Here is a 17,318-nt window from a genome sequence, read left to right on the forward strand (position 1 = left end):
GTTAGGAGCTCCGCTGTATCTCGGTGAACTCGTCGGAGAGGTCGCCCTGGTGATCCGCGAGGAACTCCCAGTCGGGGAAGGCGATGGTTTCGGCTTCCTCGCTGTTGCTCGGCAGATCCTCGGCCAGGTCGCCGGCGTACTCGGTGTTCTCGTTACAGAACAGCGTGGGCATCTCCTCGGACCAGGCCGTCTGGACCTCGGCGTCCATGAGGAAGTTGATGAACTCCTCGGCCCGGTCGCGCTTGTCGGTGCCCTTGACGACGCACCAGTGGTTCAGGTAGCCGGTCGTCTCGTCCGGCATCGTGTGGGTCAGGCCGTCGTAGCTGTCGATGTCGTACGCCGTCTGCTCGTAGTACCACTGTGCGACGTCGATGACGTCGTTCTGGAAGGCCTGCCAGACGTCCTCGCCGGAGCTCGCCCAGCTCTCGATCGGCCAGTCGCGGACCGTCTCAAGGACGTCGTCGTGGAGGTCGGCGTCGTGCATCTCCTCGCCGAGTTCCGCGTCGTCCATCCCGACTGCGGCGGCGTACATCGGATACCACCAGAAGCCGGTATCGACGCCGATACCGTTGCTCTCTTCGACGGCCGTCGAGGAGAGGTCGGCCCAGGAGTCCGGATCGAAGTCCATGTCCTCGCGGTGGACGATCGTACAGGGAGCGCCGTCGACCGGCATTCCGTACTCCGTGGTCCGGAACTCCGCGTAGTGATCGATGAGTTCGTCGGCGTTGGGGACGTTCTCCGTCCTGATTTCGTGGAAGAGGTCGTCTTGCCGACCGTAGTAGTAGAAGTTCCCCTCCGTGATCGTCACGTCGTACGGCGGATCGTCGTCCGGTGCCGTCTGAATGTTGCTGAGAATATCGTTCCAGCCGCGCTGGATCTCGATCTCCGCGTCGAACTCGTCTTCGTATCTGGGGACGACCGACTCTTCGAACCGGTCCGCGTAGTTCCCGCTCCAGACGCTGACGCGCAGCGGATCGCCGCCACCGCCGCTGGAGAGCAGTTCCGTACAGCCGGCGAGAGCGGTCACCGATCCGGCCGCCGTCGCCGACAACACCCGTCGACGCGAGGCTGACGTCTCCGCTCGCTCGCTCACCGACGGTGACTCCGACTCGCACTCGCTCGTCTCTGCAACCCGATCTGGGTCTGCAGGCATTGGTACCCCGGGTCTACCCCGACACCGACATAAAACCGTTGTGGAGTCGAAAGAAACCGTTACTAGACACTCATGTCGTCTCGAATACTCCGACGCGCTGAGTTTCGACTCTCCGCCGCATCGTCGACTCGTCGAAATCGGACTGCGAACGCCTCGATGTCGAGAGTCGACGGCCTCAGTCGTCCGCCGCGACCGCCTCCGGCGCGTCTGCGGGATCGACTACCTCGCCCGTTTCGGGGTAGACCCCGATCTGATCGCACAGGTCCGCCATCGGGCAGGCGTCGGGATCCTCGAGACAGGCGGGCTTGCGCGCCGTACAGTACTCGCGACCGAACTGAATCGTCGCCGTGTGGCCGAACCCGCACTTCGCGGCGGGCACGTCGCGCTCGAGGACCGCACGCACCGCCTCGTGGTCGGCGTCGGCCGGCGCGACCCCCATCCGACGGTAGATTCGGTGGACGTGCGTGTCGACGGGGAAGACGCCGCCGCGACCGCCCGCGAACAGCAGGACGCAGTCGGCGGTCTTCGGGCCGACGCCGCGGACCGAGAGCAGCGTCTCGCGGACCGTTTCGGGGTCCTCGCCCTTGACGAACGCGTCGAACGCCGCGGCGGAGCCGAACTCCTCGAGGACCCACTCGGCGGTGTCGATGATGGTCTCGGACTTCTGGTTGTAGAGTCCCGCCCCGCTGATCGTCTCGGCGAGCGTCGACCGTTCGGCGGCCGCGAGCGATTCCGCGAGGTCGGTATCGGGGCCGTCATACCGATCGATCAGCGCGTCATGAGCCGGCTGGCTGGCCTTGTCGCTGGTATTCTGGCTCAGGATCGTCCGGACGAGACAGGTGAAGGCGTCTCGGCCGCCGTACTCCTTCTGCCAGAACAACTCGCCCAGCCGATCGACGACCGTCTCCGCGCGAGTCGCCGCGGTCGCCGGATCGAACTCGGCCGCCGCACCGCCGCCCGTCGCGCCACCGCTGATGTTGACCGCAGGCTCCGGATCGTCGCTCATACGGTCGTCTTCGGGCTTGCAGGACAAAACCGCGACGGAATCCGCGGCGGCTCGAGGCCTCGCCGCGCGACACTGCCGCTGGCGATCACTCGACGCTAATCGTTACCGTTGCCTCGCTCCCCTCGGCCAGCGCGGCGACGAGGTCGCGATCGAACCCCTCGGCCGCGAATTCGGCGTCGTTCACGATCGTCCGGTCGTCTACGTAGTCGCTCGTCCGCCCTACGGCGCTGCGCTCGTTAGTAAACTCGAGGTCGGGGTCACCACGACCCTCGACGGTCTCCGTATAGCCGCCCGCTTCGATCGTGACCGTGATCGTCGCATCGGTGTCCCGGCAGGCCGCGACGAATTCGGGATCGAAGTCAGCGGGCGCACGGTCGGCCTCGATCGCGAGAATGCAGTCGCCCGCGGGGGTGAGATAGTCGTCGGTCGTCACCTCGAACGTACTCGCGTGCTCGGCAGTGACGTTTTCGTGTCCTCGAGCGCGAATGACTTCGTCCATGGACGGCGGTTCGTTGCCGGGCGGAAAACGGGATCGAATCGGATCGGGCGCGGCGGTGGGATTACGATCGTGACGACGACTGGTACCCCGCACGGAACTCGCGAACACCGGCACCGAGGACGGTTCCGAGAACGATGACGAACAGGATCGCGACGAGCCCGCCGCTCCACTCGGCGTTCGGGGATCCAGTCGCGACGCTCGCGATCACGACGAACGCCGCGGCGGCGGCCGCGAGACTCGCCAGGCCGAGTCGAAGCGTCGAGCCGTACCGACGCGCCAGGAGGAACTGTGGCAGCGCGACGCCGACGCTCAGGTAGATCGCGATGCCGACCGGCGTGACACCGAGTACGGCCGGGCTCTCGGTGACGACAGTAGCGAGACCGGCGAGCAGGAACGCGACGACGAGGCTACCGCCGACGAGTCGGGCGTCTCTCATATCAATCGATCGAACGCAGGCGAGAATATACCTACCGACGGTTCGGTCGGCGCTACTCAGACGCTGCTCAGATGAGGCTTGCGCCGTCGAAGTCGCCGCGGCTGTACTCGATGTCCATCAGATCGAGGATCGTCGGCGTGATGTCGAAGAGGTCGGCGTCGTCGATCGTCGCGTCGGGGTGGTCGATGTACAGCGACGTGTCGTCGAAGCTGTGCATCCCGTTACGCGGTCCGGTATCGAAGATTTCCGCGTCGCCCTTGAAGCCGGACTTCAGATCGAAGCCGTTGTTCGGGATCGCGACCAAATCCGGCGCGATGTCGTCGTGGTCGCCGCGGAAGGCTTCCTCCTTCTCGACGACGCGGTCGACGACCGCGTTGCCGTCCGGCCCCTCGAGCGCCTCGAGGTCGGCCTTGAGTTCGTCTCGGACCTGATCGTACTCGTCCTCGGGGACGGAACCGCGCGGTTCCCGCCCCTCGACGTTGATGTAGAACCGACCGGGAATGAACGAGTACGCCTTCGTGTCGTCGGAGATGTCGTTCAGTTCCTCGGGGTCGTCGGTCCGGAAGGAGAGCCAGCCCTCCTCTCGGAGCCACTCGTTGAAGTGGACCTCGTAGTCGAGGCTCGTGAAGCCGTGGTCGGAGGCGACGACCATGGTGACGTCGTCGGGCAGCGACTCCCGGAGGCGGCCGATGTAGTCGTCGACCTTCTTGTAGAACTCGATGAACGCCTCCCTGTTCTCGCCGTCGCGTTCGTAGTCTTTGAACAGGAAGTGGTTGACTCGATCGGTCGTCATGAAGACGCCGAAGAACAGGTCCCAGTCGTCCTCCTCGATGTAGTGCTGGAAGGCCTCGTACTGGGCGTCGATCGTCGCGTGGGCGTCCTCGATGAACTCCGACTTGTCCTCCTGGTGGCCGAGTTTCGGGTTGACGTCGATCCGGTAATCGAGCGTCTCGAGGTAGTCCCGGACGTCGTCGGGGTAGGCGGCCTTGTCGAGGCCGGGCGAGAGAAAGCCCGAGACCATCCGCTGGACGTCGCGCTGGGGCGGGAAGGTGACGGGGACGTTCATCACCGTCGCCTTGCGGCCGTTCTCCTGGACGCGATCCCAGACGCGGTCGGCCTGGACGTCACGGCCCATCGGGACGTAGGTGTCGTAAGTGCCGACTTCTCGGTCCTGGAAGCCGTAGACGCCCGTCTCGCCGGGGTTCATCCCGGTCGTCAGCGACGGCCAGCAGGCGCTGGATTCCGGCGGGACGATGCTCGAGATCTCCGCGGCAGTCCCGTCGGCAGCGATGGCGGCAAAGTTCGGGAACAGTTCCTCGTTGTCCGATAGGAGACTATACGGCACGCCGTCGACCCCGATAAATGCGACCCGGGGATCGCCGTCGCCCCGTAATCGGTCGAACAGACCCATGGGCGGACGTAGTTCGACCGCATACAAGAAGGTTCGTTTCGAGACAGTGTGTTGCGAATGGCTGACACTCCGTGCATCGGTTTGACAGACACCCGCCGCGAACCGCGGCGACGGGCGAGCGACCGATGCAGATGGCGACGGGCAAGTCCCCGGAGTCAGTCCAGTCGAGGACCATCGAGCGGACTCGAGGGCAGGCGGCTACGAGTCGCGGTCGCTCGAGTCCTCGGGATCGAAGTTGGTCGGGACGACCGTGGGGTGGGCCATGCCGGCGGCGGATTCGGCCGCGTCGTCGACCGACGATGCCGTTTCCGGACCGGAATCGGATGCTGCCATACGGGAACGACTACGGCGGGATCAGGGATAAAATTACCCATGCTCATAACGTATGTTCCGGTCGGGCGCGGATTACTCTCGGGAATCCGCTCGCGGCGACGGCGATAGAAGCGATGGCAACAGTAGTGACGGCGACGGGGGCGACGGCAATAGCGGCGATAAAAGCGATGATAACAGAAGCGACGGCGAGAACAGCACACCACAAACGTAGTGGAGTCGTCGGCAACCGCGCCGCCGTCGGTCGGCTCGAGAGTTCTCCGCGTCGCGTCGGCTCTAGAAGTTCTCGTCGTAGAGGTCCTGGGCGTGTTCGATCGCGTCGTAGGCGGCCTGCTTGTCCTCCCAGCCCTGCGTCTCGACTTCCTTGCCTTCCTCGAGGTTCTTGTAGGTCGCGAAGAACTCGTCGATCTCGTCGAGTTGCTGCTGTGGGATGTCGTCGAGATCCTCGATGTGATCGTAACGCGGGTCCTCCGAGGGGACCGCGATGACCTTATCGTCCTGCTCGCCGTCGTCGTCCATCTTCATCAGGGCGACGGGACGGGCCTCGATGATGCAGCCGGGGAACGTCTGGTCCTCGACGAGGACGAGCACGTCGAAGGGGTCCTCGTCGTCGTAATAGGACTGCGGGATGAAGCCGTAGTCGCTCGGATAGTGGACGTTGCTGTGGAGCACGCGGTCCAAAACGACGCCGGGCACGTCCTTGTCGTACTCGTACTTGTTTCGCTCGCCCTTGAGACACTCCACGACGGCGTAGATCTCTTCTGGCGGATTCGGTCCAGTTTCGAGGTCTTCCCAGAGGTTGACCATGTACCTGAGAATCCACGGTCGATCAAAAAGTACTTTCGTAATCGAGTGTCACTATCTACGTGACGGTTGCCAGATCTCAAACAGACTCGAATCGGACACGTACACCAGTGTCCGGCGGTGTTGCCGTCGGTAGCGGTTGTATTACCGACTGATACGAAGGAATAGTTGACAAGTCTTAAATAGTCTGGTGACATTTACACACGTATGTCAGAGGCACAATCAATCACCGGCGAACAGAGTATTGCACGCGAACTCACAGCCTTCCAGAACAACATCCTCGTCATCCTGGCCAAGGAACCGATGTACGGCCTGGCGATCAAGCGCGAACTCGAGGACTACTACGGCACGGAAGTCAACCACGGTCGACTCTACCCCAACCTCGACGAACTCGTCGATCTGGGTCTGGTCGAGAAGAGCGAACTCGACAAGCGAACCAACCAGTACTCGCTGACTGACGACGGCTACGACGCCGTCCTCGACGGCATCAAGTGGTCCCTCTCGAAGATCGTCACGGGCGACGACCGCGCCGACGAGATCCGCCAGATCGTCGACGAAAGCTACTAGAACTGGATCTCCGGGACCCGCTCGTCGGCCGTCTCGAAGACCAGTTTCACCGACTCCGCGATCATTTCCTGTTGTTTTTCCGACGGCCAGGCGTTCCGAACCACGTAGTCGGTTCCGAACTCCGCGAGTTCGTCGCTCGTCAGCGAGTCCATCGGCTTCGCGTAGTGGTTGCCGGCGAAGTCGGCGAGCAACGCCGCGTTGTCGCCGTGAACGTCGCCGTGAGCCTCCCTGACCGCCGCGACGAGGTCCCGGTTGTATTCGTCGACCGACTCCCAGTCGTCCGGATCCTCGGTCCCCTCGAGGGGGATCTCGACCGCCCGGTCGATGTCCTCGATGCGATCGGTCCGGATGACGCCGTCCTCGTGCCACTCCTCGGGATGGCACACGAGCACGTCGTCGCCGTCGTCGTCGCGGATGCGGGCGGTGAAGTCGTGGTCGTCGAGTAACTCGTCGCGCCGGTCTTCGTAGGCCTCGATCTCGTTTTCGTCGATCGCGGTGCGCTCGAGTCGCGTCAGCCGTTCGACTTCGTCGACGGTCTCCGTGGGGAGGTCCCCGCTTCTGTTCTCACGATCGGTGGCGGGGTCTGCGTCCCGCTCGTCGGCCACACCGTCGGCGTCGACTGCGTTCGAATCGGTCATACGAACACGTATGCACTCGAGCGGTTTTCCGCTTGCCGATCCGCTTTCCTCTTTCCCAGCGGGCTCGCTCGAGTCGGTCCGGCGATCAGTTAGGATCGTGAACTGGTAGATCAACGTAGAAGAACCGGACTATCGCGGAGCGTCCTGCCCATCCTGACGGCACGGAGGGCCTCGCCCTCCCCACCCGATTGCGGTCCTCGCTCCCGTGGGTCGCTGCGGTCCGCATCCCTCGCACGACATCATCAGCCGCCCTCGCTAGCGCTCGGGCGACTGATAGCGCGCGCCACCGCACGCCGGTTGATTGGTCCGAAGTGGGATATCGCTCTCTCCACTGAGCGAATTTAGCAGTAGTTAGTAGCGCTATTTCTTTATCCAGATATGCCCTTGAATTTAACCTGACGATTCAGTGAGTATGGGTGCGAATGTTTCGACAATGTTAGGAATTTCCCCACGAGGGATTATCGTCTCTGAAAAGAATATCCGTAACTTCCTCTTCACACGTCAGAGAGATATCGATACAATCACTGGGTTCGCTCTGCTGATCTTCATAATCTTCCGGCAGAGAGAACTGCTCTATCCGTTCCGTCCCCTGGGCGGCGAATAGAATCGTGTATTGAGCGGGATCAGACGGCCACGATTGCTCAATGAGTTCGTAAGCGCCACGGTTTGATCCGTCATCGCTGTACCCGTCTAATTCGATCGTGTTCTGATACACCGTCGTTCCGTCTCGGTCAAGTCGAAGTGTGAGTGCTACAGGGTCCCTCTGCCAATTCTCGATCTCGATGTTCCCCACTTGGATTCCTGTTTCAGAATTGAACGGAAGTTTCCCGGCACACCCAGCTACGCCGGAGATTCCCAGTGTTGCAAGAAGATGACGACGGGACGCAGAGGTATATCTCACATGAATAGTCCGTGAGATATACATATAAACGTACTGCTGAGATTATTACGTGCATAACCTGTACTTGCCGTAAGTTTCGTACTGAAATCTGAATAAAGAAACCGTATTACCAACTACTGTTAGGCTTGGTCCAGCGCCTCGTTCACGAGACCGTCCGCACGATCGTTGACCTCCCGCGGGACGTACTCGAGGGTCCACTCGTCGAACTCACGGAGCAGTTCGTGGACGGTCACGCGCTTCTCGCGGAGTTCGGGATCGTTGGTGTCGTACTCGCCGCGGACCTGTTTGACGATGAGTTCGGAGTCGCCGCGGACGTGGACCTCGTCGTAGCCGTAGTCGCGCGCGGCCTCGAGCGCGGTGATCAGGGCCTCGTACTCGGCCTGGTTGTTCGTCGCCGTCCCGATCGTCTCGCCGCCCTCGGCGACGATGCCGTCGCCGGTGACGATCACCCAGCCGATCGCGGCCGGGCCGGGATTACCCCGGGAGCCGCCGTCGAAATAGACGTGGGCGCGGCCGCCGCCCTCGCGGAGCAGCGCCTCGATGTCGCGCGGGTCCGATCCCTGGATGACGATCTTGTCGTCGTACGCGACGGCGGTCGCGTCGCCGCGACTCGCCCGCCAGCGCTCGTGGTCAGTGTTTCCCGAATCGACGGCGACGCCCGCCGCCTCGAGTCGTTCGCGAGCCGCCTCGACGTCGCACTCGATGACCGGCATTCGTCCGTCTGATCCGCTGGTCCCAGATAAAGGCTTTCCGGTTCTGAATCGTAAACTTCCACTTTCAACTCTCCTAATGGCCGTTTTCGGCAGATTAGATCCAGTGACCGAAACACCCTGCCAAATATTTATATAGCATGGTGATACTACTATAAAAGTGCGATGACACGGTCCACCCGCCAGCGGGAGCGAACGCGCGAGACGGACGAGACCGAGGATCAGGAGGGGGTACGTGCCTGCCCCGAGTGTGAATCGGATAATCTCGTTAAGGACTCCGACCGAGGGGAGCTCATCTGTGAAGACTGTGGGCTCGTCGTGGAGGAAGAACAAATCGATCCTGGCCCGGAGTGGCGGGCGTTCAACCACCAGGAACGACAGGAGAAGTCCCGCGTCGGCGCGCCGACGACCCAGACGATGCACGACAAGGGACTGACGACGACCATCGACTGGAAGGACAAGGACGCCTACGGCCGCTCGATTTCATCGAAGAAGCGCAGTCAGATGCACCGACTGCGCAAGTGGCAGGAACGCATCCGCACGAAAGACGCCGGCGAGCGCAATCTGCAGTTCGCACTCAGCGAAATCGACCGGATGGCCTCCGCACTGGGCGTCCCGCGCTCGGTTCGGGAGGTCGCCTCGGTGATCTACCGCCGCGCGCTCAAGGAAGACCTCATCCGCGGGCGCTCGATCGAAGGCGTCGCGACGTCCGCGCTGTACGCCGCCTGTCGAAAGGAAGGGATTCCCCGCTCGCTCGAGGAAATCTCGGAAGTCTCCCGCGTCGAACGCAAAGAGATCGGTCGCACGTATCGATACATCTCGCAGGAACTCGGCCTCGAGATGCGTCCCGTCGACCCGAAAAAGTACGTCCCGCGCTTCTGTTCTGAACTCGAACTGTCCGAAGAGGTCCAGACCAAGGCCAACGAGATCATCGAGAAGACGGCCGAGGAAGGGTTGCTATCGGGCAAGTCACCGACGGGGTACGCCGCGGCCGCGATCTACGCTGCGTCACTGCTGTGCAACGAGAAGAAGACCCAGCGCGAGGTCGCCGATGTCGCACAGGTGACCGAGGTGACGATCCGGAACCGATACCAGGAACAGATCGAAGCGATGGGCATTCACGGCTAAACGCCGCTCACCGACGCCGCTCGACTTTTTTTATCGCAGAGATCGTCTCCCGCAGCGCTCGCACTCGAGCGCGAGCGAGCGACGGCACTGACCGAGCACGGTACTCGGCCGCTGTCAGGCGAGCGTCCGCTCGAGGAACCGTTCGATCGCGTCCGGACCCGCCGGCGGGATACGTCCGAACAGATCGTCCGTCTCGCCGCCTTCCTCGAGGCGGGCGGTCGCGGTGACCGTTTGCGCGGGCCGCGGGTCCGCGGTGAGTCGCTCCATCGCCGTCCGTTCCGACTCCGCGTCGAACGCGTGGCCCAGCCCGTGTAGTTCGTACGTGGTCGTGTCGGTGCCGGACGCGTTCAGCGCATCGGCCAGCAGCCGGCTCTGCCGAATCGAGACGACCTGGTCCTCGCGGCCGTGCATGAGGAGAAACGGTGGCGTCTCGGGACCGACGTAAGTCGTCGGACTCGCACGCCTGGCCCTCTCCCGGTTCTCCGAGACGTCCCCGCCGAGGAGGAACGATTCGAGTCCCTCCGGTCGACTCGGGAGTTCGAGGAGGTCGTTGATGCCGTACCAGTCGACGACCGCCTGCACGGTACCCGACTGGTCGGGGGCGACGACTTTCGAAACGGCGTCGTCCGGATAGGCGTCGCCGGGGAGGGCGTCGATATCCTCGAGGGTGCCGGCGAGGGCCGCCAGGTGACCGCCGGCCGACGCGCCCCAGGCCGCGACGCGGTCGGCGTCGAAGCCGTACTCGTCGGCGTTCGCTCGGAGCCACCTGATCGCGGCCTTCACGTCGACGATCTGGTCCGGGAAGACGCCTCTCGGCGTCGGATTGTCCGCGATGTCCTCGGACGGGACGTCGGCGTCGTCCGGTATCGGCGCTAATCGGTAACTCACACTGGCCATCGCACACCCCCACTCCGCGGCGTACCGCGCCAGGTCCGGCGCGTTCTTTCGGGTTTCGAAGACCCACCCGCCGCCGTGAATATAGACGACGAGCGGCGGAGTTCCGTCCGTTTCCGGGACGTACAGGTCGAGTTTCATCTCGCCCGCGTCGCGCACTGCGTACGTGACGTCTTCGTGAACTGAAACCGACGCCGAACAGTCTGTATCGCTCATGAGAGGGTTCTCGAGCGATATTCTTTTCGACGGACTATATCAGTGCTGGAACGATTCGCCGGGACGGAGAGTTCCCTGTCGACGGTGACTGCGCGACTTCCATCGAGAACCGGCAGGCGACCGCCGCGCGAGCGATCAGTCGTCCTTGCCGACGCTGATGACCTGCAACAGCGAGTAGACCGGGACGCCCTCGATTTCCTCGAGACCCTGCTTGTCGGCGAGGACGACGCAGGCGAGGGGTTTCCCGCCCTCGGCGCGGATGGCCTCGATGGTCTCGCGCATGGTGGTGCCGCTGGTGATGGTGTCGTCGACGACGTAACACTCGCGGTCGCGGATGCCGGCGAAGTTCCGGCTGAACGTGCCGCCGAGCTCCTCGATGTCGCCCTCCTCCCACTGGTGTTTCGCGGGGGTGTAGGTTCCGAGATCGGTCTCGAGTTCGCGCGCGACGAGGGTGGCGATGGGGCCGCCAGCCTTCTCGATCCCGATCGTGAGGTCGATGTCGTCGCCGTGTTTGGCGAGCATGTCGGCCATCGCCGAGGCGATGGCGCTCATTCGCTTGCTGTCCCGGCCGATCGCGGACCAGTCGACGTGGATGTCCTGTGGCCCGCCGCCGCCGTTTTCCGGCGGGGCGGACGACTGATCGGTCGGCTGCGGAGTCGTACTGCTGCGCTCGACGAGCCAGCTCGCGGTCTCTCGGGAGACGTTCAGCTCGTCCGCGATTTCGCCCTTCGAGAGACCGCGGGCCGCGAGTTCGGCCGCGCTCTCGATGAGGTCGTCGACGTTTTTCATATGTCTTCGAATTCGACCGCCGTTTTTATAGTCGTGTCGTCATCCGAGCCGGCCGTCGAGCCGGGTCCGGGCGTCGCGACGGGGGCGGTCGCCTCCGGAAACGCCCGGTCGAGTTCCGAGAGGCCGTAGACGCCGGAGACGATCTCCGCGAGCGCCCAGTCGGGAAGCGCGGAGAGGGTGTCGATGGCGGCTTCGAAGTGCCGACGGTTGGAGTTGACGCTGCCGACGAGGGACTTGTTGTGGAGCACGAGTTCCCGGTGGAGACGACCGCCCTCGACCTCGAACTCCCAGTCGCCGGGGACGCCCAGCAGGGCGGCGACGCCGTTCGGCGCGAGAGCGTCGATCGATTCGAAGGCGTGCTTCGCGTAGCCGGTCGCCTCGTAGACGACGTCCATCGGCTCGTAGGCGGTCGCTATCTCGGAGACCAGCGTCTCTCGAGAGTCGATGTAGGTCGCGCCGAGTCGCTCGACGATATCGATCGTCGGATGCGGCCGATCCTTTCGGCCGAGACAGTAGACGCGGTCGTACTCGAGGGTCTCGGTGAACATCGCAGCGGTCAACAGTCCCAGTGAGCCGGTCCCGAGGACGAGCGCGGATTCGGGTCTCCAATCGAACGCCGAGCGGGTCGCGCGGGCGTGTTCGATCGCTTTCTCGGTGATGCTGATCGGTTCGACGAGAAAGCCCAACGGAGCCAGCTCGGTCGGGATCGGAACGAGGCAGTCGGCCGGGCTCGTGACGTACTCCGCCATGAATCCGTGGGCCCCGACGATCCCGCGTTCGACGTACTCGCCCTCGGGTGCCATATCGGGCTCACCGCGCTCGAAATACTCGTTGGTCTCGACGCCGGGTGGCGGTCGTCGCACCGTCGGGACGACGTACTGCCCTTCCTCGAGGGGCGTTCCGTTCGCATCCTCGACGATACCGACGGCCTCGTGACCGAGAACCAAACGGTCGTCGCCGTCGGGAACGCCGCCGTGGCTCCCCTCGATGACCTCGTAATCGGTCCCGTCGACGCCCACGCGGCAGATCCGAACGAGCGCCTCGCCGGGAGACGGCTCGGGAACGGGCCGCTCGACGACTTCCGGGACGCCCGCTCCGGGCGCAACTGCGATGGCTTTCATACGCCCCACTAGAGACCATGAGGATAAATATTTATTCCTATTCGAGTAAATGCCCGAAGTATCGAACGGGCGGACTATCGCCGAGACGAGAACGACTCGAGCTCGCGGACCGACGCGACCGTCACTGGAAACGATTATCCGCCTGCCCACGCCTGTAGTTCACATGGAACGGTACGACCTCGTCTATCAGCTCTACGACGAGTACGACACGAAGACGTTGCGGGAGTATCAGGAGTTCGTCGACGTCTTTCCCGCCGTCGACTCGCGGGTCGCCCTTGAGCACTGGCAGGGGGCGACCGAGGAACTCGAGGAGCGCAAAGACGAGATCCGGTCGTCGTTCGCGGCCGGGGAGACGTTCGCGGAGATCGCCGCGCGAGCGACCCGCGATCAGGCGTTTACGGCGCTCGATCTCGAGGCGAAGTACGGCCGCGCGGTCAACGTTCTCGTGTTGGACGTCGACGAGACGCTGCGTTCCGCGGGCGGGACCGACAACGAGATTCCGCGAGAGACGCTCCACCTCCTGACCGAGTTCTACGACGCCGGCGTCCCGATCGTCATCTGTACGGGCCAGACCCTGGAGAACGTCAAGGGGTTCGCGATTCAGGGACTGGGCAGCGAGATCGTCCACTCGGGGTCCCTCTCGATCGTCTACGAGGCGGGGACGGGCGTGTTCACGCCGGGCCACGGTGCGGAGACGAAGCAACTGCTCTACGAGGACCTAGAGGAGTCGATCCGGACCGTCTTCGACGACGTGCGCTCGCGGGTGCTGCCCGAAGCTCCCGAGGACCTCCGCCGGGGCTGTCACCTCCAGGGCAACGAGTTCAACGTCACGATGAAGCCCAACTACGAGACCGGTTCCGCGGACGCCCGCGAGATCATCGACGAGGCGCTGGTCTATCTCATCGACCTGCTCGCCGACGCCGTCGGCGCGACGCTCGCCGGAGACGAGAGCGACGCGGGTGATGCGGGCAGTGAGGCGACGGACGACGAGGCGGAGGGAGACAACGGCGAGACGAAACTGGCCGGCGAGACGGTCGTCAACTGGACCCGCGCCTTCTACGCCGCACAGGACCCCGAAATCAGGGGCGTGCTCGAGGGCGAGGGCGCGTATCCGGCCCTCGACGCCGCGGACGTGCCCGACTCGCTCGCTGCCGTCCTCGACCGCATCGACGTCGCCTACTACGAGGCCGACGCGGCCGAGATCGGCAGTCTCGAGTTGAACAAGGTCGTCGGCGTCGAGCGCGCGCTGGACGTCCTCGGGGTCGACGACCCGTTCGCGCTCGTGATGGGCGACTCCAAGAGCGATCTGCGGGTGATGGAGTGGGTCGCCGACAACGACGCCGGAATCGCGGCGGCCCCGGAACACGCCTCCCGAGACACCTTGGAACACGTCCTCGAGACTGACGAACTCGTCTTCGATCGCGGAAAGAGCGTCGACGTGCTCCAGACGGTGTACGCGCTCAATCGGCTGGCTCGGCTCGGATGAAGCGGGTCGTTCGACCGCCGATCCGTCGCTATTGCCGGTCTTCCACGCGATTCTGACCGTCACTGGGGACGACGGTCTCACTTAAACGGCCAGAACACAAAGGCCCGCTCATCAACCGTATTCGAGTCCTCCCTTCTATCAGCACGATCCGACCGAACGCGGTCTGACGACACCGAGCGGATCGGCTGGATACTTATGAGACGATTCGAGTCCACGCCCCTCCACGACAGCGGTATCGTTCGCCGACCGGACTCGAGTCAGCGCTCCGAGGTGACCTTCCAATGACGACGATCGCAGAACTCTCGCTTTCGACGGACGAGTTCGCACTCGCAGAGACCTTCCAGCAACTACCGGCCCTCGAGGTCCGCGTCGAGAGCGTCGTCGCGGAGGGGCCGGTCCGAACGGTGCCGCTCGTCTGGTTCTCGAACGTCGGCCGCGACGACCTCGAGACGGCCCTCGAGACGGATCCGACCGTCGAGGAATATCGCCAGTTACTCGGCGATACCGAGGACGGCGAACTGTTCTACCGACTCACGTACACGGAGGAGGTCGCCTCCGTCTGTTGTTGTGTCTACAGACACGGCGGCACAGTGCTCGACGCACAGGTATCGGACGGCCAGTGGACGCTCCGTCTCCTCTTCCCTCACCGCGAGGAACTCTCGAGCGCCGTCTCGGACGTCGAGGAACGCGGCGTCCGGATCGACGTCAAGCGCATGGTCGAGGCCGGCCAGGACGAGGACCTCGAGACGACGGCCGCGCTGACCGAGCCCCAGCAGGAAGCCATCGCCGAGGCCTATCGACAGGGCTACTACGACGTCCCCCGGGAAATCTCGCTCGAGGAACTCGCGAACGAACTCGACATCTCCCATCAGGCGCTCTCCGAGCGGCTCCGCCGGGCGAACCGCGTGCTCGCGGGTGAACAACTGGACGATCCGACGGGCGAGATGGCGACTCCGGACTGACGCGAGCGCGACGACGGTCCGTCGGTGACCGGTAGCGGCGCGAGGCCGACAACAGGCGTTTTTTCACCGTCCCCGGCGGAGGATCGTCCATGGCGAATCACGATCCCGGTAGTGCCGATCCCTTGTCGCTTCGCGGCGTCGTCCCGCCGACCGTCACCGCGTTTCACGAAGACGAGTCCGTCGACTACGAGACGACGGCGGACCACGCCCGGTTCGTCGTCGACCGCGGCGCCCACGGCGTCTTCCCGCTCGGGACCAACGGTGAGTTCCCGCTCCTTTCGGGCGCGGAGCGCGACCGAGTCGTCGAGGCCGTCGTCGACGAAGTCGGCGACGAGGTCCCGGTCATCGCCGGCGTCGGCGCGCCGAGTACCCACCAGACCGTCGCTCACGCCGAACACGCCGAATCGGTCGGTGCGGACGGCATCGTCGTCGTCACACCCTACTACTACCCGCTGGATCACGAGGGGGCCCTCGAGCACTACCGACGAGTCGCCGAGGCCGTCGACCGCCCGGTCTACGTCTACCACATCCCGAGCAAGACCGGGAACGAACTGTCCCTCGAGACCCTCGCCGATCTCGCGGCCATCGACAACGTCGCGGGCGTCAAGGACTCGAGCAAGGACGTCCCCTGGCTCGCACAGGCGATCGACGCCCATCCCGACCTGTCCTTCCTCGCGGGATCGGACTCGCTGCTCTTTACCGGGCTCGAGATCGGCTGCTCGGGGCTGGTCAGCGCGGTCGCGAACGCGTTCCCGGAACTCGTCGTCGACTGCTACGAGGCCTACGACGCGGGCGACGAGGACCGCGCACGCGAACTGCAGAGCGAGGTCTTCCAGGTTCGAAACGCGTTCAAGAGCGGCGGCGCGTACATGTCCGGCGTCAAGACCGCGCTCCGATTGCGCGACTTCGACGCCGGTCCGCTGCGCAGTCCGCTCAGACTGAAAGACGACGAGTCGGCGGAGGAGATGCGCGAGACGCTTCGAGCGCTCGATCTCGACGGGATTTAAATTCCCGCCGGTTGCGGCCGATTCCGACGTGGGGACTTTTGCCGCGGCCGTCGAATGGCCGCCATGGAACTCACCGCGGAACAGGAAGCGGTCCGCGACGTCGTCCGGGAGTTCGCCAGCGAGGAGATCAGGCCGACCGCACTTGAGGCCGACGAGGAGCAGGCGTTCCCCGAAGACGTCTGGGACGGGCTCGCCGACCTCGACCTGACTGGGTTGACGGTGCCCGAGGAGTACGGCGGCTACGACGCGGATCCGGTCACGGCGGCCGTGGTCAACGAGGAAGTCGCCTACGGGATGTTGGCCGTCGCGACGGCGCTGTCGGTCCACTCGCTGGCGACCTCCTGCATCGCGGAGTTCGGGAGCGAGGACCAGCGAGAGCGCTGGCTGCCCGAGATGGCCGAGGGACGGCCGGTCGGTGCCTTCGCGCTCTCGGAGCCCCACGCGGGATCGAATCCGGCGGAGATGAGCACGGAGGCTTCTCGAGACGGCGACGAGTACGTCATCAACGGCGAGAAGCAGTGGATCACGAACGGCGAGCGCGCCGGCGTTTACGTCCTCTTCGCGAAGACCGACCGCGACGACCCCTCGACGGTCACGCAGTTTCTCGTTCCGGGCGACGTCGACGGGCTGACCGTCGGCGAGACGGAGGACAAACTCGGCCTGCGCGCGAGCGACACCACGAGCCTGACCTTCGACGACGTTCGGATCCCGGCCGAGAATCGGCTCACCGAGGAAGGGAAGGGGCTCTCGGCCGCGTTTCACATCCTCACCGGTGGCCGGATCGCTATCGCGGCCCAGTCGGTCGGACTCGCACAGTGTGCGCTCGACGAAGCGATGGCGTACAGTCGGGAGCGCGAGCAGTTCGGCGGCCCCATTTCGGACATCCAGACGATTCGACACAAACTCGCCGAGATGGCCACCCGCGTCCGGGCCGCGCGGCTGCTGACCCGGGACGCCGCCCGGAAGCGAGCGGCGGGCGGTGCAGCGCTCGAGGCGAGCATGGCGAAGTACTTCGCGAGCGAGGCGGCGATGTTTACGACGAACGAGGCGGTCCAGATCCACGGCGGCTACGGCTACGTCACCGAAGGCGAGGTCGAGCGCCTCTATCGCGACGCCAAGATCACCGAGATCTACGAAGGGACGACGGAGATCCAGAAGACAGTGATCGCGCGGGAACTGCTCGACTGAGCGACGGCGGTCGGACGGCGATCACCCGGCTCGGCGGCTGCCGTGACCGAAGTCCCTATTCTGCTGCCGCTC

General features: G+C 64.4%; 19 protein-coding genes. 6 read left to right on the forward strand and 13 right to left on the reverse strand.

What is annotated here, in order from left to right; translation table 11 throughout:
* Position 1: 1 nt before the first annotated feature.
* From LDH66_RS02080 to LDH66_RS02105, 7 genes are all read right to left on the reverse strand, one after another.
* A complete protein-coding gene (locus tag LDH66_RS02080; RefSeq protein ID WP_226479426.1) occupies positions 2–1,153 on the reverse strand; it encodes an ABC transporter substrate-binding protein in 1,152 nt (383 codons plus the stop codon).
* A 175-nt stretch (positions 1,154–1,328) separates the two neighbouring features.
* Entirely contained in the window at positions 1,329–2,159 is an 831-nt protein-coding gene (locus LDH66_RS02085) for an endonuclease III domain-containing protein (protein ID WP_226479427.1), read from the reverse strand.
* Positions 2,160–2,244: 85 nt separating this feature from the next.
* Positions 2,245–2,658 (reverse strand): DUF371 domain-containing protein, encoded by a 414-nt coding sequence (locus tag LDH66_RS02090; protein WP_226479428.1) that lies wholly within the window; start codon positions 2,656–2,658, stop codon positions 2,245–2,247.
* Between the two features lie 61 nt (positions 2,659–2,719).
* The gene (locus tag LDH66_RS02095; RefSeq protein WP_226479429.1) at positions 2,720–3,094 is read right to left on the reverse strand and encodes a hypothetical protein; all 375 of its coding nucleotides are present in this window, start codon (positions 3,092–3,094) and stop codon (positions 2,720–2,722) included.
* A gap of 67 nt (positions 3,095–3,161) precedes the next feature.
* Complete coding sequence (locus LDH66_RS02100) at positions 3,162–4,505, reverse strand: alkaline phosphatase family protein (RefSeq protein ID WP_226479430.1); 1,344 nt, start codon at positions 4,503–4,505, stop codon at positions 3,162–3,164.
* A gap of 198 nt (positions 4,506–4,703) precedes the next feature.
* Complete coding sequence (locus tag LDH66_RS22850; protein WP_264182116.1) at positions 4,704–4,838, reverse strand: hypothetical protein; 135 nt, start codon at positions 4,836–4,838, stop codon at positions 4,704–4,706.
* Between the two features lie 273 nt (positions 4,839–5,111).
* On the reverse strand, positions 5,112–5,642 hold the full coding sequence (locus tag LDH66_RS02105; RefSeq protein WP_006650669.1) for an inorganic diphosphatase: 531 nt from the start codon (positions 5,640–5,642) through the stop codon (positions 5,112–5,114).
* 204 nt (positions 5,643–5,846) lie between these two features.
* Between LDH66_RS02105 and LDH66_RS02110 the strand changes: the two genes are divergently transcribed.
* The gene (locus LDH66_RS02110; RefSeq protein WP_226479431.1) at positions 5,847–6,206 is read left to right on the forward strand and encodes a PadR family transcriptional regulator; all 360 of its coding nucleotides are present in this window, start codon (positions 5,847–5,849) and stop codon (positions 6,204–6,206) included.
* Here LDH66_RS02110 and LDH66_RS02115 read toward each other — a convergent pair.
* The 3 genes from LDH66_RS02115 to rnhA all read right to left on the reverse strand — a co-directional run bounded on the left by LDH66_RS02115 (position 6,203) and on the right by rnhA (position 8,458).
* The gene (locus LDH66_RS02115; RefSeq protein ID WP_226479432.1) at positions 6,203–6,844 is read right to left on the reverse strand and encodes a DUF7108 family protein; all 642 of its coding nucleotides are present in this window, start codon (positions 6,842–6,844) and stop codon (positions 6,203–6,205) included. The genes LDH66_RS02110 and LDH66_RS02115 overlap by 4 nt on opposite strands.
* Before the next feature lie 436 nt (positions 6,845–7,280).
* Complete coding sequence (locus LDH66_RS02120; protein ID WP_226479433.1) at positions 7,281–7,745, reverse strand: hypothetical protein; 465 nt, start codon at positions 7,743–7,745, stop codon at positions 7,281–7,283.
* A 119-nt stretch (positions 7,746–7,864) separates the two neighbouring features.
* Complete coding sequence (gene rnhA, locus LDH66_RS02125; protein ID WP_226479434.1) at positions 7,865–8,458, reverse strand: ribonuclease HI; 594 nt, start codon at positions 8,456–8,458, stop codon at positions 7,865–7,867.
* A 162-nt stretch (positions 8,459–8,620) separates the two neighbouring features.
* Here rnhA and LDH66_RS02130 point away from each other — a divergent pair, with 162 nt between their 5' ends.
* Positions 8,621–9,583, forward strand: a complete 963-nt coding sequence (locus LDH66_RS02130) for a transcription initiation factor IIB (protein ID WP_006184711.1) — start codon at positions 8,621–8,623, stop codon at positions 9,581–9,583.
* Between the two features lie 114 nt (positions 9,584–9,697).
* Here the strand turns inward: LDH66_RS02130 and LDH66_RS02135 are convergent, their stop codons facing one another.
* The 3 genes from LDH66_RS02135 to LDH66_RS02145 all read right to left on the reverse strand — a co-directional run bounded on the left by LDH66_RS02135 (position 9,698) and on the right by LDH66_RS02145 (position 12,603).
* The gene (locus LDH66_RS02135) at positions 9,698–10,693 is read right to left on the reverse strand and encodes an alpha/beta hydrolase (RefSeq protein ID WP_226479435.1); all 996 of its coding nucleotides are present in this window, start codon (positions 10,691–10,693) and stop codon (positions 9,698–9,700) included.
* Positions 10,694–10,828: 135 nt separating this feature from the next.
* A complete protein-coding gene (gene gfcR / locus LDH66_RS02140) occupies positions 10,829–11,482 on the reverse strand; it encodes a transcriptional regulator GfcR (protein ID WP_226479436.1) in 654 nt (217 codons plus the stop codon).
* Entirely contained in the window at positions 11,479–12,603 is a 1,125-nt protein-coding gene (locus LDH66_RS02145; RefSeq protein WP_226479437.1) for a glucose 1-dehydrogenase, read from the reverse strand. The genes gfcR and LDH66_RS02145 overlap by 4 nt, the downstream gene beginning before the upstream one ends.
* 163 nt (positions 12,604–12,766) lie before the next feature.
* Here LDH66_RS02145 and LDH66_RS02150 point away from each other — a divergent pair, with 163 nt between their 5' ends.
* The 4 genes from LDH66_RS02150 to LDH66_RS02165 all read left to right on the forward strand — a co-directional run bounded on the left by LDH66_RS02150 (position 12,767) and on the right by LDH66_RS02165 (position 17,246).
* Positions 12,767–14,089 carry an HAD family hydrolase gene (locus LDH66_RS02150; RefSeq protein ID WP_226479438.1) on the forward strand — a complete coding sequence of 441 codons (1,323 nt, stop codon included), beginning with the start codon at positions 12,767–12,769 and terminating at the stop codon, positions 14,087–14,089.
* Positions 14,090–14,370: 281 nt separating this feature from the next.
* On the forward strand, positions 14,371–15,051 hold the full coding sequence (locus LDH66_RS02155; protein WP_226479439.1) for a helix-turn-helix domain-containing protein: 681 nt from the start codon (positions 14,371–14,373) through the stop codon (positions 15,049–15,051).
* An 89-nt stretch (positions 15,052–15,140) separates the two neighbouring features.
* Positions 15,141–16,058, forward strand: a complete 918-nt coding sequence (locus LDH66_RS02160; RefSeq protein WP_226479440.1) for a dihydrodipicolinate synthase family protein — start codon at positions 15,141–15,143, stop codon at positions 16,056–16,058.
* Between the two features lie 63 nt (positions 16,059–16,121).
* A complete protein-coding gene (locus LDH66_RS02165; RefSeq protein ID WP_226479441.1) occupies positions 16,122–17,246 on the forward strand; it encodes an acyl-CoA dehydrogenase family protein in 1,125 nt (374 codons plus the stop codon).
* Positions 17,247–17,318 lie beyond the last annotated feature (72 nt).

The sequence above is a fragment of the Natrinema amylolyticum genome, from assembly GCF_020515625.1.
Taxonomy (GTDB): domain Archaea; phylum Halobacteriota; class Halobacteria; order Halobacteriales; family Natrialbaceae; genus Natrinema; species Natrinema amylolyticum.

What these genes read in the sequence shown, in the direction of transcription:
- LDH66_RS22850 (WP_264182116.1), bottom strand. Translation starts at nt 4,838, where the DNA reads ATGGCAGCATCCGATTCCGGTCCGGAAACGGCATCGTCGGTCGACGAC.
- LDH66_RS02160 (WP_226479440.1), top strand. Translation starts at nt 15,141, where the DNA reads ATGGCGAATCACGATCCCGGTAGTGCCGATCCCTTGTCGCTTCGCGGC.
- LDH66_RS02095 (WP_226479429.1), bottom strand. Translation starts at nt 3,094, where the DNA reads ATGAGAGACGCCCGACTCGTCGGCGGTAGCCTCGTCGTCGCGTTCCTG.
- LDH66_RS02100 (WP_226479430.1), bottom strand. Translation starts at nt 4,505, where the DNA reads ATGGGTCTGTTCGACCGATTACGGGGCGACGGCGATCCCCGGGTCGCA.
- LDH66_RS02085 (WP_226479427.1), bottom strand. Translation starts at nt 2,159, where the DNA reads ATGAGCGACGATCCGGAGCCTGCGGTCAACATCAGCGGTGGCGCGACG.
- LDH66_RS02090 (WP_226479428.1), bottom strand. Translation starts at nt 2,658, where the DNA reads ATGGACGAAGTCATTCGCGCTCGAGGACACGAAAACGTCACTGCCGAG.
- LDH66_RS02115 (WP_226479432.1), bottom strand. Translation starts at nt 6,844, where the DNA reads ATGACCGATTCGAACGCAGTCGACGCCGACGGTGTGGCCGACGAGCGG.
- LDH66_RS02155 (WP_226479439.1), top strand. Translation starts at nt 14,371, where the DNA reads ATGACGACGATCGCAGAACTCTCGCTTTCGACGGACGAGTTCGCACTC.
- LDH66_RS02165 (WP_226479441.1), top strand. Translation starts at nt 16,122, where the DNA reads ATGGAACTCACCGCGGAACAGGAAGCGGTCCGCGACGTCGTCCGGGAG.
- LDH66_RS02130 (WP_006184711.1), top strand. Translation starts at nt 8,621, where the DNA reads ATGACACGGTCCACCCGCCAGCGGGAGCGAACGCGCGAGACGGACGAG.
- rnhA (WP_226479434.1), bottom strand. Translation starts at nt 8,458, where the DNA reads ATGCCGGTCATCGAGTGCGACGTCGAGGCGGCTCGCGAACGACTCGAG.
- LDH66_RS02105 (WP_006650669.1), bottom strand. Translation starts at nt 5,642, where the DNA reads ATGGTCAACCTCTGGGAAGACCTCGAAACTGGACCGAATCCGCCAGAA.
- LDH66_RS02110 (WP_226479431.1), top strand. Translation starts at nt 5,847, where the DNA reads ATGTCAGAGGCACAATCAATCACCGGCGAACAGAGTATTGCACGCGAA.
- LDH66_RS02145 (WP_226479437.1), bottom strand. Translation starts at nt 12,603, where the DNA reads ATGAAAGCCATCGCAGTTGCGCCCGGAGCGGGCGTCCCGGAAGTCGTC.
- LDH66_RS02080 (WP_226479426.1), bottom strand. Translation starts at nt 1,153, where the DNA reads ATGCCTGCAGACCCAGATCGGGTTGCAGAGACGAGCGAGTGCGAGTCG.
- LDH66_RS02150 (WP_226479438.1), top strand. Translation starts at nt 12,767, where the DNA reads ATGGAACGGTACGACCTCGTCTATCAGCTCTACGACGAGTACGACACG.
- gfcR (WP_226479436.1), bottom strand. Translation starts at nt 11,482, where the DNA reads ATGAAAAACGTCGACGACCTCATCGAGAGCGCGGCCGAACTCGCGGCC.
- LDH66_RS02135 (WP_226479435.1), bottom strand. Translation starts at nt 10,693, where the DNA reads ATGAGCGATACAGACTGTTCGGCGTCGGTTTCAGTTCACGAAGACGTC.